Source organism: Pseudomonas sp. 7-41 (assembly GCF_021233075.1).
Lineage (GTDB): Bacteria > Pseudomonadota > Gammaproteobacteria > Pseudomonadales > Pseudomonadaceae > Aquipseudomonas > Aquipseudomonas veronii.
On the sequence record NZ_CP089551.1, the window covers coordinates 796,185 to 810,419 of the forward strand.

14 protein-coding genes are annotated in these 14,235 nt (G+C 62.3%); 8 read left to right on the top strand and 6 right to left on the bottom strand.

Going from position 1 to position 14,235, the window contains the following annotated elements; translation table 11 throughout:
* Positions 1 to 117: 117 nt before the first annotated feature.
* Positions 118 to 828: a PqiC family protein gene (locus LQ249_RS03400; protein ID WP_026140384.1), complete on the top strand. Its 711-nt coding sequence runs from the start codon at positions 118 to 120 to the stop codon at positions 826 to 828.
* A 181-nt stretch (positions 829 to 1,009) separates the two neighbouring features.
* On the opposite strand, the gene LQ249_RS03405 is transcribed toward LQ249_RS03400, so the two are convergent.
* Positions 1,010 to 2,545 (bottom strand): AhpA/YtjB family protein, encoded by a 1,536-nt coding sequence (locus LQ249_RS03405; RefSeq protein WP_057003671.1) that lies wholly within the window; start codon positions 2,543 to 2,545, stop codon positions 1,010 to 1,012.
* Positions 2,546 to 2,679: 134 nt separating this feature from the next.
* Between LQ249_RS03405 and serB the strand changes: the two genes are divergently transcribed.
* Positions 2,680 to 3,894, top strand: coding sequence for a phosphoserine phosphatase SerB (gene serB, locus LQ249_RS03410; RefSeq protein ID WP_017849771.1), 1,215 nt, complete (start codon positions 2,680 to 2,682; stop codon positions 3,892 to 3,894).
* A 131-nt stretch (positions 3,895 to 4,025) separates the two neighbouring features.
* Here serB and asd read toward each other — a convergent pair whose 3' ends face one another.
* From asd to LQ249_RS03425, 3 genes are read right to left on the bottom strand one after another with little or no spacing between them, the layout of a single operon-like run.
* Positions 4,026 to 4,886 carry an archaetidylserine decarboxylase gene (gene asd, locus LQ249_RS03415; protein ID WP_017849770.1) on the bottom strand — a complete coding sequence of 287 codons (861 nt, stop codon included), beginning with the start codon at positions 4,884 to 4,886 and terminating at the stop codon, positions 4,026 to 4,028.
* A 16-nt stretch (positions 4,887 to 4,902) separates the two neighbouring features.
* Positions 4,903 to 5,718 carry a thiosulfate sulfurtransferase gene (gene rhdA, locus LQ249_RS03420; protein ID WP_017849769.1) on the bottom strand — a complete coding sequence of 272 codons (816 nt, stop codon included), beginning with the start codon at positions 5,716 to 5,718 and terminating at the stop codon, positions 4,903 to 4,905.
* A gap of 57 nt (positions 5,719 to 5,775) precedes the next feature.
* Positions 5,776 to 7,311: an HDOD domain-containing protein gene (locus LQ249_RS03425; RefSeq protein WP_046384912.1), complete on the bottom strand. Its 1,536-nt coding sequence runs from the start codon at positions 7,309 to 7,311 to the stop codon at positions 5,776 to 5,778.
* Positions 7,312 to 7,477: 166 nt separating this feature from the next.
* Between LQ249_RS03425 and motA the strand changes: the two genes are divergently transcribed.
* Both motA and motB read left to right on the top strand, forming a co-directional pair.
* Positions 7,478 to 8,329 carry a flagellar motor stator protein MotA gene (gene motA, locus LQ249_RS03430; RefSeq protein WP_046384911.1) on the top strand — a complete coding sequence of 284 codons (852 nt, stop codon included), beginning with the start codon at positions 7,478 to 7,480 and terminating at the stop codon, positions 8,327 to 8,329.
* A 3-nt stretch (positions 8,330 to 8,332) separates the two neighbouring features.
* Positions 8,333 to 9,343, top strand: a complete 1,011-nt coding sequence (gene motB, locus LQ249_RS03435; protein ID WP_169881374.1) for a flagellar motor protein MotB — start codon at positions 8,333 to 8,335, stop codon at positions 9,341 to 9,343.
* Between the two features lie 49 nt (positions 9,344 to 9,392).
* On the opposite strand, the gene rsgA is transcribed toward motB, so the two are convergent.
* Complete coding sequence (gene rsgA / locus LQ249_RS03440) at positions 9,393 to 10,424, bottom strand: small ribosomal subunit biogenesis GTPase RsgA (RefSeq protein WP_017849765.1); 1,032 nt, start codon at positions 10,422 to 10,424, stop codon at positions 9,393 to 9,395.
* A gap of 108 nt (positions 10,425 to 10,532) precedes the next feature.
* On the opposite strand from rsgA, the gene orn reads away from it, so the two are divergent.
* Both orn and LQ249_RS03450 read left to right on the top strand, forming a co-directional pair.
* The gene (orn, locus tag LQ249_RS03445) at positions 10,533 to 11,075 is read left to right on the top strand and encodes an oligoribonuclease (RefSeq protein ID WP_017849764.1); all 543 of its coding nucleotides are present in this window, start codon (positions 10,533 to 10,535) and stop codon (positions 11,073 to 11,075) included.
* Between the two features lie 89 nt (positions 11,076 to 11,164).
* Complete coding sequence (locus tag LQ249_RS03450) at positions 11,165 to 11,782, top strand: trimeric intracellular cation channel family protein (RefSeq protein ID WP_169850564.1); 618 nt, start codon at positions 11,165 to 11,167, stop codon at positions 11,780 to 11,782.
* Here LQ249_RS03450 and queG read toward each other — a convergent pair.
* Entirely contained in the window at positions 11,776 to 12,843 is a 1,068-nt protein-coding gene (queG, locus tag LQ249_RS03455) for a tRNA epoxyqueuosine(34) reductase QueG (RefSeq protein WP_046490718.1), read from the bottom strand. The two genes, LQ249_RS03450 and queG, sit on opposite strands and share 7 nt — an antisense overlap.
* A gap of 63 nt (positions 12,844 to 12,906) precedes the next feature.
* On the opposite strand from queG, the gene LQ249_RS03460 reads away from it, so the two are divergent.
* Together LQ249_RS03460 and tsaE are read left to right on the top strand one after the other, a co-directional pair.
* Positions 12,907 to 13,767, top strand: coding sequence for an NAD(P)H-hydrate dehydratase (locus tag LQ249_RS03460; protein WP_169864666.1), 861 nt, complete (start codon positions 12,907 to 12,909; stop codon positions 13,765 to 13,767).
* Positions 13,755 to 14,225, top strand: a complete 471-nt coding sequence (tsaE, locus tag LQ249_RS03465) for a tRNA (adenosine(37)-N6)-threonylcarbamoyltransferase complex ATPase subunit type 1 TsaE (RefSeq protein ID WP_046384907.1) — start codon at positions 13,755 to 13,757, stop codon at positions 14,223 to 14,225. Before LQ249_RS03460 ends, tsaE begins: the two co-directional genes overlap by 13 nt.
* Positions 14,226 to 14,235: the final 10 nt, after the last annotated feature.

Here is a 14,235-nt window from a genome sequence, read left to right on the forward strand (position 1 = left end):
GAGTCATGGCGCATATTCACGGATGATATGGCCTTTCCAGCGCCGGCGTGGCCGAGCGTGTTTAGGTTATTTTTAGTATTACATTGTGGTTTGCCTTGTGGCAGCCGCCTGGATGGGATGATGACTGCTCCACGCCTTCCTTTTATTTTTATGCTCGCTGGCCTTCTGGGGTTGGCGGGTTGCAGCACGCACCAGCCGGTGTCGCTGTACCAGCTGGACAGCGGAAGTCCCGCTCAGCCAGCTCAATCGGCCGGCATGGCCGTCTTGCTGGGCCCGGTCGTCGTCGCTGACTACCTGCAACGCGAAACATTGCTGCAACGTCAGAACGACGGCAGCCTGCAAGGTTCCACCGATGGTCGTTGGGCGGGTAGTTTGTCGTCCGACATCAATCAGTTGATGTTGCGCCAGGTGGCGGGTCAGTTGGACAGTCAGCGTGTGGTCCTGGCGCCCGCGCCCGCCGGTTTTTCCCCGGATGTGCAGGTGTTGCTGACCATTACCCGACTCGACTCCGGCACCTCGCAACCGGCGATCCTCGATGCGCAATGGCGCTTGATCGACCGCCGCGGCCAGGTGCGTGATAGCCGCATCGTGCATCTGCAGGAAGAGCATGCCGGCACCACGGCGTCCCAGGTCCAGGCCCAGGGCGTGCTGTTGCAGCATCTGGCGCAGCAGTTGTCGGTGGCCCTCAAGCCATTGGCCAACCAGCCACCAGTCGCCGAGGCACCGCGCAAGCAAGCGCCGGTACAGGCCAAACCGGCGGCTCCGGGGAAACCGAAAATGCCGATGGCTACGCCGATCCGCACGGATATGGAAGTGTTCAGGTTCTGATCTGAATGGCTCCAACCCAAAAGGCCCGCTTATTCAGCGGGCCTTTTTGTTTGTGCGCGTTTTACTTGAGGCTTGTGGCGTCCAAATGTGGGAGGGGGCTTGCCCCCGATAGCGATGTGTCAGTTGCCGCCGTTTTGACTGACGCGCCGTCATCGGGGGCAAGCCCCCTCTCACATGTCAGTCAGGGCTTGGCACGGGACTCGTGCATCCGCGCCAATTGCCGCTCCAGCATCGACGGATACGGCTCCATCAAGCGCTCTACGCAACTGGCGCCCTCGGGGCTGGCAATCGGACGGATGCGCGCGCGTTGGCGGATCAGCGTGTCTTCGCTGATCTTGCGCTCCACCAGCAGCAGGTTGCGGCTGTGTTGGGACAGGGCCAAGGCGTCCTGTGCGATTTCGGTCAGCAGCAGGTCGATCTGGCTCATGCCGAACAGGTCGTCGCCAACGGTCAGGCCCAGTTGCAGTTGCAGCGTGATGCCGCTGTCGGCCACTTCGATCTGCAACTCATGGCCCAGGGCGCGCAGCAGTTCGCCGCAGCAGATGGCGTTGGTCAGGTAGTCTTCGCCGCTGTCTTCGCTGTGGAACAGCATCAGTGTGCTGCCATCGTTCAGGGTGTGCAGCTCGCTCTGGTAGAGCGAGGCGGCCTGGTCGAGGCAGTCGCGGTAGCGTTCCAGCAATTCCGTCAGGCGGGCGCGGGGCAGGCGGCGCAGTTGGTCCTGGGCGCCCAGTTGCACGGCCAGGACCGCACTGTGTTGGGGTTCGGCGTTCTTTGCCGGCACGGGCTTCGGCGCGATGGCCGGGCTGCTGGCCGAGGTGTCGCGCAGGTCGGCGAACGGGTCTTCGTCGTCCAGCTCGTCTTCTTCGGCCTTGATTACATGGCGTGGCGCAGGCTTCAGGCCCGCGACCGGCGCGCTTTCGTCAAAGCCCGGGTCACGCAGGTTGCGCACTTCAAAGGCAGGTTCGTCGTAATCGCTGTCGTCGAACTCGGGCTCGGGCTCGGGTTCAACCTCGTGTACCACCGGTTCCGGGGCGAAGCTGGCGTGAAGCTGGCGCGCAAGGTCGCCGATCTCGTCCTGACGATCGGTGGCCGGGGTGTGCTCGTCGATATCCCGCAGCCAGATGCGCAGTTGCATCAACGGCGTGGAGATATGCCGCCCCAGGCGCAGGCTCAAGGCCAGGGCCAGCGCCAGCAGGATCGCGCTGAGGATGCCCATGCTTTGCAGGCTGATGGTCATCGGCTGCTGGAATTGCTGCATGTCCAGGCTGATGCGCAATTGGCCGGCTTTCACATCCTGAAACGTGATATTGCTCTGGTACAGGCCTTCGGCCTCTCCCAGCAGGCCGTTTTTCGGGCGTTGCCCGGCTTCGGCCATGATCCGGTTGTCCACGCTGTAGATGGCGGCGTGGGCCACCAGCGGGTTCTTGGTCAGGTTGTTGAGCAGCACGTTGAGGCTGAGGATGTCGTTGGACACCAGCAGCTCGGTCGCCGAGGTGGCGGTCTGGGTGGTCAAGCTCTCGCCCAGGGCATCGGCTTGTTCGTGCATGGCCTGTTTGAACTGCAAACCCATCACGCAGGCGTAGATCACCAGGGCCAGGGCGACCAGGATCACGTTATGGCTGGCGATGCGTAATGCGATCGGTACACGGCGGTGGCGCAGTGCCCGGAAGATCAGCAGGAAGAAGTTGTCGGTTTTTACTGGCGTGGGCCGGTTCACTTGAGCTCGGCTCTTTAGTCCGTGAAGTTGACGCGCAGTATAGCGACAGGCCCAAGACCGGCAAAGCGCTGGCTGTGCCCGATGGTCACTGAAAGTGGGTAGAATGCGGTTTTTTTCCAGCCTGGGGGTGCGCTTTGCGCGAAATTGTCCTGATTAACATCACGGGGGAAGACCGGCCAGGTCTGACCGCCGCCATTACCGGTGTTCTGGCCCAGGGTGGTGTGAACATTCTCGACATCGGCCAGGCGGTGATCCACGACACCCTGTCCTTCGGGATTCTGGTGGAAATCCCCAGCACCGAGCAGGCGTCGTCTGTCCTCAAGGACATCCTGTTTACCGCGTACAAGCTGGATCAGCAGGTGCGTTTCACCCCGGTGTCCGAAGAGGATTACCGGCATTGGGTGTCCGGCCAGGGCAAAAAACGCCATATCGTGACCTTGCTGACCCGCAAGGTGACGGCCGAGCAGTTGCAGCGCGTCAGCTCGATCACCGCGCAATATGGCTTGAATATCGACCATATCGACCGTCTGTCGGGCCGCATGCCATTGGACACGCCAGATGACCAGGGCAAGGGCTGCATCGAGTTTTCCGTGCGCGGCGAACCGGCCGATCCCCAAGCCTTGCGTGCCGACTTCCTGAGCGTGGCCCAAGAGCTGAATGTCGATATCGCCTTCCAGGAAGATTCGCTGTTCCGCCGCAACCGCCGCCTGGCGGTGTTCGACATGGACTCCACGCTGATCGAAGCCGAAGTCATCGACGAACTGGCCAAGGCTGCCGGTGTGGGTGAGCAAGTCTCCGCGATCACCGAGCGCGCCATGGCCGGCGAGCTGGATTTCCGCGCCAGCTTCAAGGAGCGCCTGGCGTTGCTCAAGGGCCTGGATGTCAGCGTGCTGGATTCGATCGGTGCCTCCCTGCGCCTGACCGAAGGCGCCGAAACCCTGTTCGCCGAACTCAAGCGCCTGGGCTACAAGACTGCGATCCTGTCCGGCGGCTTCAGCTACTTCGCCAAGCAATTGCAGGCCAAGCTGGGCATCGACTATGTGTTCGCCAATGAGCTGGAAGTGGTGGATGGCAAGGTGACCGGCGTGGCCGTGGAGCCGATCGTCGACGCGCAGCGCAAGGCCGACTTGCTGCGGGAATTGGCTCACAAGGAAGGTTTGCGTCTGGAGCAGACCATTGCGGTCGGCGACGGTGCGAATGACTTGCCGATGCTGGCGATTGCCGGGTTGGGCGTGGCGTTCCGCGCCAAGCCGCTGGTCAAACAATCGGCCAAGCAGGCGATTTCGACCCTTGGGTTGGACGGTGTGTTGTATTTGCTGGGCTTTCGCGACCGCGACGGACAGCTCTAACTGAAACAATGCGCTTAAAAATGTGGGAGGGGGCTTGCCCCCGATGGCGGTGGTTCAGCTACAAATAAGTGACTGAGCCACCGCTATCGGGGGCAAACCCCCTCCCACATTGGATTTTTGCAGGTTTCGGATCAGGCTTTCGGTAACGCGATGCCCTGGCCCATCTGCACCGGCGAACCCGCCACCAGTGTTTCTGCCCACTGCACCTGATCCGGCCCGAACAGCACGATCGCGGTCGAACCCAGCTTGAAGCGACCCAGCTCTGCTCCTTTCTCCAGGTGAATCGGCGCACGCGCGGCTTCGTCGTAGCGGAAGGTTTTCAGCTCGCGCTTGGGCGGCGTGACCAGGCCGGCCCACACGGTTTCGATCGACGCCACAATCATCGCGCCCACCAACACCACGGCCATCGGGCCGCGTTCGGTGTCGAACAGGCAGACAACCCGCTCGTTACGCGCAAACAGCTCCGGCACGTTTTCGGCGGTGGTCTGGTTGACCGAGAAAATCCGCCCTGGTACGTAGACCATCTCGCGCAAGGTGCCCGCCAGTGGCATATGCACCCGGTGGTAGTCTTTCGGCGACAGGTAAATGGTGGCGAAATCGCCGCCCATGAACGGCGCAGCCATGGCCGCATCGCCGCCCAGCAATTCCAGCACGCTGAAACTGTGGCCCTTGGCCTGGAACACGCGACCATGCTCGATCGGGCCGAGCTGGCTGACTGCGCCATCGGCTGGGCTCAGCACGGCGCCCGGGGTTTGATCGAGTGGGCGCGCGCCGTCTTTCAGGGCGCGGGTGAAGAACGCGTTGAAGTGTTCGTAGGCGCTCAGGTCTTCAACCAGGGCCTGGGACATGTCCACTTGATAGCGCTTGGCGAACCAGGCGGTGAAGGCGTTCTTGAACCAGCGCACGCGGCACTCGGCAATGCAGCCGGCCAGGCGCGACAGCAAGTGGTGCGGCAGCAAGTACTGGCTGAGGATGAACAACTGCTTTTTCATTAACTGTCCTTAAACCTTAAATCTCGACGGGGGTGTCGGGGTGGTTGCCCCATTCGCCCCAGGAACCGGCATAACCTTTGACTCGCGGATAACCGAGCGCCTTGGCCACCAGGTAGGTGAAGCCAGAGCGGTGATGAGTCTGGCAGTGGGTGATGATTTCTTTGTCGCGGGTCAGCCCGAGGTTTTCGAGGATCTGCGGCATGTCGCGGCGGATGCGCAGGTTGCGCGCCTTGTCCATGCCGGCAGTCCACTCGAAGTTCACGGCGCCGGGGATGTGACCGCCCTTGGCTGCCAGGACCTTTTCGCCGGAATATTCCAGCGGGCCGCGTGCGTCCCAGATGCCCAGGTCGGCGGCGCCGAGACGGCTTTGCAGGTATTCGCGGGTCGCGGTGGGGCCGTCATGCAGGGTGAGGCTGACAGGCCCGCCAGCCGGGGCCGGCACCTCGGTGGACAGCGGGAGCGGGTCTGCCAGCCACGCCAGCAGGCCGCCGTCGAGGTAGTGGTATTTCGTGTGGCCGATCACGTCGAGCAGCCAGATGAAACGTCCGGCCCAGCCACCGCCTTCGTCGTCGTAGACCACGTAGGTCGCGTCCGGGGTGTGGCCCAGCTCTCCGAACAGTTTTTCCAGGTCTGCCTTGTTCGGCAACAGGCCGGGGGCTGGCGGCTGGCCCAGTTGGGTGCGCTTGGGGTCAACGAAATGCGCGCCGGGGATATGCCCTTCGGCGTAGCGGGCGGCGCTGGTGAGGTCCACCAGAATCAGTTGGTCGGCATCAAGGCGGCCAAGCAGGTCGCTGGGTTCGATCACCAGCGGCAAGCCAGAGAAGTCAGGCATGTGAGGTCTCCTGGGCACAAATGTTGGCGATAAAAGAGGGCGATTGTAGCGCAAGCATCAGCCGGTGCGGTTGGTAAAGCTGTGCAGGGCTTTCTCGATGCATTGAGCGGTTTTGCCGAAGGCCTGCACGGTGGTTTCCGAGAACGGCCCGCCGCCCTGGTCGGCGATCATCAGCATGACCACCCGGCCGTTGCAGCTCAGTGAGCGCAACAGCAGGTGTTCACCGTTGAACAGGCGACGCAGGATCGGCGGCAACAGGGCGGCAAATTGCGCGTGATTGTCGGGCGTGAGGCGCACCTGGGCGGATTTTTCCAGCATGCGTTGCAGCAGCGTGCTGTTGACCACGTCGAGGCTCAAGTTGGCGGCGTCCTTCGGCAGGCCGGCGGCCTGGTGGACGCGCAGGGTGCTCAGGGCGCGATCGGCCATGAACAGCAAGACGCGCTGCATGCCGCTGGCCTCCAGGGCTTCCTTGGCGCAGGTGGTCAGGTGCATGGCGTTGGCGAAGCGGCTTGGCTCCACCAGCAGTTCGGTGCAACGGCTGCGCCAGACGGCCAGGGCCTCGGCGGTCGGCGGCGGTGCGGGCAGCAGGCCGCGATGGATTTTCTGTACATTCCACGGCCAGATCAGCGACAGCGCCGGGTGCCAGAGGTCGGGCATCAGGGTTGCGCGAGCGCTGATCACCGCTTGCTGGTGAACCTGTTGCTGCACCTCGCTCAACGGCTGTTGCAGGTACAGCGCGGTGAGGTATTGCCAGCGCTCGGTATGCGGGCAGGTCCAGGATTCCTGGGCCGACATCGCCAGGCCGTTGGCCAGCAACACCGTATTGGCCGGCTGGTTCAGCCAGCGCCGCAAACTGGGCTCGGCATCCAGCAGTTGTTGCTGGCGCAGTGGGTCGTCTTCCCGGGCGATGCGCAATGCCTTGACCAGCAAGCGTTGCTCGGTCAGCAGCAGGTGATAGCCCTGGGATACCCAGATCGGCAGGTGCCAGGTTTCGGTCAGGCCAAGGCACAGGTCGAGCAGGCGCACGCCGAACAATTCCTGTTCGACCTGACGCGCCGATTGGCCTTTGTGGATCACCCGCAGTTCCCATTCTTCCAGGAGCTTGGGGTAGGCCACCGCCATCGGCCACAACGGCGCCAGGAACAGCAGGCTGCCCCAATGAATGTCTTGCCACAACCGCGCCAGGCGGCTGGCGAACAAGCCGCTGGCTTGCTGCGACGCGTGGCGGCTGACCAGCACCAGTTGGCGAAAGGCGACGGGGATTTCATTCATCGGCACCGACGGCAGCCGTTCCAGCAGGTCCTCGGCGCGTTTGAGGCCGAGACGGTTAAGCGCCACCTCAAGGTTTTCTGCCGGTTCCGCCATGCTGCCATGGGTGTGGCTGTTGGCCTCGCGCATTACGCTGAGTACCAGCGACGGGCTGTTCTGCATCAGCTCGGCAATATCTCGCAAAGAACTGCGGCTATCGCGGATGGCTTTGCACACGCGCTCGTGGCTGGCCTGGGGAACGGGCAACCGGACTTCGTCCAGGCACTTGATCCAAGCGGCGAGAGAGATGGGTCTTACAGATGGGGCTGTCTTTTCATTGGCCATGATTGGGGCGCGATCATCACTTACTTCAACACGCCCTGAACGGGCCGAACTGGCTTTTCGCCTTGACGGCCTATAGTCTGGCGCAGTTTTGCCGATAAGTAGAACAAGAGTTTTTCAGTTACCCCAAATATGTCCATGAACCCGACGGCGCAAGTACAAAACCCCTATGGCTAAAATAATCGGCATCATCGTCGTCCTTGCAAGTGTGCTCGGTGGCTATGTCCTGTCTCACGGCAAGATTGCTGCGTTGATCCAGCCCTTCGAAGTGATGATTATTGGCGGCGCGGCATTCGGCGCATTCTTGCAGGCCAACCCCGGCTACATGACCATGCACGTGATCAAGAAGTCGCTGGGCATGTTCAGCTCGCGCTTCTCCCACACCTTCTACATGGAAGTGCTGGGCCTGGTTTATGAGATCCTCAACAAGAGTCGCCGTGAAGGCATGATGGCCATCGAAGCGGACATCGAAGACGCTGCAGCGAGCCCGATTTTCGCCAAATACCCGGCAGTGCTCAAAGACGAGCGCATGACTGCCTACATCTGCGATTACCTGCGCATCATGTCCTCCGGCAACATGGCCCCCCATGAGCTGGAAGGCCTGTTCGACATGGAACTGTTCAGCCTCAAGGAAGAGCTGGAGCACCCGTCCCACGCCGTCACCGGTATTGCCGACGGCATGCCCGGCTTCGGTATCGTTGCGGCGGTACTCGGTATCGTGGTGACCATGGCCTCCCTCGGCGAGGGCGACCAGGCGGCCATCGGCATGCACGTAGGTGCGGCGCTGGTGGGTACGTTCTTCGGTATTCTCGCGGCCTACGGTTTCTTTGGTCCGCTCGCCACCTCCCTGGCCCACGATGCCAAGGAAGAAGTCAATCTGTATGAAGCGATCAAGGCCAGCCTGGTGGCTTCGGCCTCCGGCATGCCGCCTTCGCTGGCTGTGGAATTCGGTCGCAAGGTGCTGTACCCGAAACATCGCCCGAGCTTTGCCGAGTTGGAACAAGCGGTTCGCGGTCGCTAAGCCATGGAAAACAACCAGCCGATAATCATCAAGCGCGTCAAGCGCTTCGCTGCGGGGCACCATGGTGGCGCCTGGAAAATCGCCTTCGCCGACTTTGCAACGGCGATGATGGCGTTCTTCCTGGTGCTGTGGCTGATGTCCACCGCGACCCCCGAGCAGAAGATCGCCATCGCCGGTTACTTCAAAGACCCGATCGGCTTCTCGGAAAGCGGCACACCCTTCGTGATCGACCTGGGCGGTTCGCCGCAGTTGGCGCCGGAGCGCACCATCAACCCTGAGGTCAAGACCGAGGCGCCGCAGGAAAAAATTCCGATCGAGCGCGACACCGTCGAGAGCCTGGCCGAACAGGTCGAGCAGGAACGCCTCGAATTGTTGCTGAAGGAATTGCAGACCAAGGTCGAAGAAAACCCGCAGTTGCTGAAATTCAAGGATCAGATTTCCTTCGAGATCACGCCGGATGGCTTGCGCATCCAGATCACCGACGCCGCCAACCGGCCGATGTTCGACTCTGGCAGTGCGCGGTTGAAGCCGTACTTTGAAGACATCCTGCTGGCCATGGCCGACACCATCAAGGCGGTGCCGAACAAGATCAGCATCAGCGGCCACACCGATGCCAAGCCGTATTCGGGGCAGGGCGACTTCGGCAACTGGGAGCTTTCGGCCAACCGCGCCAACGCCGCCCGACGTGCGCTGGTGGCCGGCAGCTACCCGGACTCGCAGGTGGCGCGGGTGGTGGGTTTCGCGTCGTCGCAGCTGTTTGATCCGAAGGACCCGTTCAACCCGATCAACCGCCGGATCGATATCGTCGTGCTGACCAAAAAGGCCCAGCGCGCGATTGAAGGTGATCAGCCGCCACCGCCCCCAGATACGGGCGCGCAGGGCGGTGCACCGGCCGACCCGAACGCGATCCCGCCGGGGCAGGAGCCGTTGCCGGCGCATGAGCTGCGGCAGAAGCTGAACCTGTTCGAAGGTGGCGGGATGAAAGACCCTACGGTGCCGGGTACGGGATCGTAAGCTGTATACGACAAGGCCGCGATAAACGCGGCCTTGTCGTATGTGCTGTTTAGTAACTGCTCTCGGGCAAACTCGCAATAATCGACCGATAGCTGTTCATCCGTTGCTGCTGCACGCGGCCATCTTCCAACGCCTTGAGCAGGGCGCAACCGGGTTCGCGGTCATGTTTGCAGTCGCGGAAGCGGCAGGTGCCGATCAGGTCGTTGAACTCGATGAAACCGGCTTCCACGTCGCTGCGGCTGACATGGCCGAGGCCGAATTCACGAATGCCCGGGGAGTCGATCAGCTCACCGCCGCCAGGGAAGTGGAACAACCGCGCGGTGGTGGTGGTGTGGGTGCCCTGGCCGGACAGCTCCGACAGCGGGCCGACACGGGTGTCGACTTCCGGCAGCAGGCTGTTGACCAGCGAGGACTTGCCCACGCCAGACTGGCCGACGAACACGCTGATGCGCCCGTCCAACTGGTGTTGCAGCTGTTCCATGCCATTGCCGTGATGAGCCGACACTTCCAGCACCGGGTAACCCAGGGTGCGGTAGACCGCCAGCAACGCGTTGAGCGCCGGGGCGTTCTGTTCGTCGATCAGGTCGAATTTGTTCAGCAGCAACAGCGGGCGAATGCCGGCATGCTCGGCGGCGACCAGGTAACGGTCGATCAGGTTGGCATGAGGCTCGGGCAGCGGTGCGAAGACGATGACGATCATGTCGACGTTGGCCGCCACCGGCTTCAACTGGCCGCGGCTGTCGGGACGGCGCAGTTCGGTGGTGCGGGGCAGTTGCGCGACGATCACGCCGATGCCTTGGTTGCCGGCACGCCACACCACTCGGTCGCCGGTCACCAGCGCCGGCAGGTTGGCACGCAGGTGGCAGCGGAAGACCTGGCCGGCGAGTTCGCCTTCGAGCGCCTCGACCTCGACCTGCACACCAAAGTGCGCGATCACCAGGCCCGTTTGTTCGGGGCCCAGGTCGCCGCCCTCGAGCGCTTCCACGGCGGAGGATTCACGTTTGGCGGCGCGTGCGGCGCGTTCGCCCTGAATCTTTTCGATGCGCCAGTTTTGGCGACGGTTGAGCTGGCGTTTGGCCATTGGTGTTCCGTGTCGATAATGCAAAGGTTGGGTGAAACGGTCGCGAGTCTAGCACGGCCCCGCCTGCTAAACTGCGCAGCTACGCCAAGGTGCCAAGAGAATCAAGCCATGCAAAACCCACAGAATCTGATTTGGATCGATCTGGAAATGACCGGTCTGAACCCCGACACCGACGTCATCATCGAGATGGCGACCATTGTCACCGACAGCAACCTCAACACCTTGGCCGAAGGTCCGGTGATCGCCATCCACCACAGCGACGCCGTCCTCGCCACCATGGACGAGTGGAACACCCGCACCCACGGCAACTCCGGCCTGACCCAGCGCGTGCGCGACAGCCGTGTCAGCATGGCCGAAGCCGAAGCCGAAACCATCGCCTTCCTGGAAAAGTGGGTGCCCAAGGGCAAGTCGCCGATCTGCGGTAACAGCATCTGCCAGGACCGCCGCTTTCTTTATAACCACATGAAGGCGCTGGAAAGCTACTTCCACTACCGCAACCTGGATGTGTCCACGCTCAAGGAACTGGCCGCGCGCTGGGCGCCGGAAGTCAAAGACAGCTTCCATAAAGGCAGCACTCATTTGGCGCTGGATGACATTCGTGAGTCGATCGCCGAGTTGCAGCACTACCGCAAGCACTTCATCAAGGCTTGATGCTGGGGGCGCCTCGGTCTTTCGCCAAGCGCCCTCTTTTGGTGCCGTCAGCAAATGATTAGACTGCGCGCCTCTTTGTAAGGATCGCCATCATGCTGCTGATGCTCTACCTTGTCGCCATCACCGCCGAAGCTATGACTGGCGCCTTGTCTGCCGGTCGGCGCGGCATGGATTGGTTTGGCGTGGTGCTGATCGCCTGCGTGACGGCGTTGGGTGGCGGTTCGGTGCGCGATGTGCTGCTCGGGCATTACCCGCTGACCTGGGTCAAGCACCCGGAATACCTGGTGCTGACCTCCGTCGCCGCGCTGGTGACGATCTTTATCGCGCCGCTGATGCGCCGCCTGCGCTCGCTGTTTCTGGCGCTGGATGCCGTGGGGTTGGTCGCCTTTACCCTGATCGGCTGCATGACCGCCCTGGAAATGGGCCACGGTATGTTGGTGGCGTCGGTCAGTGGCGTGATCACCGGGGTGTTCGGTGGGATCCTGCGGGATATTTTCTGCAACGACATCCCGCTGATCTTTCGCCGTGAGCTGTACGCCAGCGTGTCATTCCTCGCCGCTTGGTTCTACTTGCTGTGCCTTTACCTGCAATTGCCGGGCGAGCAGGCGATTATGCTCACCCTGTTCAGCGGCTTTCTCCTGCGCCTGCTGGCGATCCGTTTTCACTGGGAAATGCCCAAGTTCATCTACAACGACGACGTTCACTGACGCTCGGCGTGCTGCTTCAGCGCCCATTCCACATGTTCGCGCACCAGCTCCGACGGATAGTCCCGGCGCGCCTTCAAGGCTTCCAGCACCGGAATGCTCGATGGCGCATTGCCCAGGCCTACCGCCAGGTTGCGCAGCCAGCGCTCGTAACCTGCGCGGCGTAGGGGCGAGCCTTCGGTGCTGCTGAGGAATTTTTCCTCGTCCCACATGAACAGTTCGGCCAGTTGTGCGTTATCCAGGTTGTGTCGTGGCTTGAAATCGCTTTCGGCGGTGGTGCGGGCGAAACGATTCCATGGGCAAACGATCTGACAGTCATCGCAACCGAAAACCCGGTTGCCGATCAGCGGGCGCAAGTCTTCGGGGATCGCGCTCTTGAGTTCGATGGTCAGATAGGAAATACAGCGCCGCGCGTCCAGCACGTAGGGCCCGACGAACGCGTTGGTCGGGCAGATATCCAGACAGGCGGTACAGCGGCCGCAGTGCTCGGTGGCGTGGGGCGGATCGACCGGCAGCGGCAAGTCGACAAACAACTCGCTGAGGAAGAAGTAGCTGCCGGCCTTGCGATTGAGGACCAGGGTGTTTTTGCCGATCCAGCCCAGCCCGGCTTTCTCGGCGATGGCTTTCTCCAGCACCGGCGCGCTGTCGACAAAGGCGCGAAAGCCGAAGGGGCCGATTTGTGCCTGGATGCGTTCGGCCAGTTGCTGCACGCGCTTGCGGATCAGTTTGTGGTAGTCGCGGCCCAGGGCGTAACGGGAGATGTAGGCTTTTTCCGGTTGGGCCAGCCGTTGCGCCATGTGCGTGTCGCCGGGCAGGTAATCCATGCGCAGTGAGACCACGCGCAAGGTGCCCGGCACCAATTCATCGGGGTGCGAGCGTTTGCTGCCGTGGGCGCCCATGTATTCCATCTCGCCGTGGTAGCCCGCGTCGAGCCAGCGTTGCAGGTGCTGTTCATGCTCGGCCAGGTCCAGGCCGCTGATGCCGACTTGTTGGAAGCCCAGCTCGCGGCCCCAGTCTTTGATCGATTGGGCGAGCGCGGGCAGATCGGAAGTAATAGCAGGCATGAGACACGGGAAACCACAGGTTAGATGAGTATAATTCTGCCAGACATCGGAGCTTGAAGACGCATGCCGCAGACAAAACACGCAATAACCGACGTTCAGCCCCTGTTGCCCGGCAATTTGCCGCAACTGGCTGCGCGTTCCCCGGACGCCCATAAAGGCCGTTTCGGTCATCTGCTGGTCATCGGCGGCGACCGAGGCTTTGGCGGCGCTGCGTTGCTCAGTGCCGAAAGTGCGCTGCGCAGCGGGGCGGGCATGGTGTCCCTGGCGACTCGCCTTGAACATGTGCCCGCCGCGCTGGCGCGCCTGCCGGAAGTCATGAGCGTCGGCGTGAGTTCGGCCAACCAATTGATGGGTTTGCTCGAAAAGATCTCGGTTATCGTCATTGGCCCGGGCCTGGGCCATGCCGCCTGGGGCAAGAGCCTGCTGTCCGTCGCCGCCAACGCCAAGCAGCCGCAAGTCTGGGACGCCGATGCCTTGAACCAGCTGGCGACCGGCAGCGTCAGCCTTCCCGCCAACTGCGTGATCACCCCGCATCCGGGCGAAGCGGCGCGCTTGATGGGTATTTCGACAGCTGAGGTTCAGGCGGATCGTCTTAAGGTGGCGCGCGCGTTGAGCCAGAAATTCAATGCAGTGGCTATTCTCAAGGGGGCGGGCAGTCTGATCGCCTGCCCGGACGGTCGCGTCGCGCGATGTGACCAAGGCCATCCGGCCATGGCGACCGCGGGGCTCGGCGACGTATTGGCCGGCCTGGTGGGCGCGTTACTGGCACAAGGCATGCCCGCTTATGAAGCCGGCTGCCTGGCCGTGTGGCTGCACGCCACGGCCGGAGCCCGGCAGGGCACCTTTGGCCGCGGCCTGGCGGCCAGTGACCTGATACCTGCCATCCGTCAATTGCTCGAGGAACAGTCGCCGTGTCTGAAGTAAACCTTTTCCTGGCGGATGAAGCGGCAATGGTCGCCTTCGGTCATCGGATTGCCCAGGTGACAGGCGGCGCGGGGCTGATCTTTCTCGAGGGCGACCTGGGGGCGGGCAAGACCACGCTGTCGCGGGGCATCATTCGCGGGTTGGGCCATGCTGGGGCGGTGAAAAGTCCGACCTTTACGCTGGTCGAGCCTTATGAGATCGGGGCGACAAGGGCCTTCCACTTTGATCTCTATCGTCTGGTGGACCCCGAAGAGCTGGAGTACATGGGGATTCGGGATTATTTCGAGGATGACGCGCTGTGCCTGATCGAGTGGCCAGATAAAGGCACAGGCTTTTTGCCAAAGCCGGACCTGACCATTACCATTACGCCGCATGAGCACGGACGTCGGCTGAAGTTGTTGCCCCAGGGTGCGCGCGGTGAGTCGTGGTGCGTTGCTCTGGCATTGGAATTCAAATAATTGGTGGGGT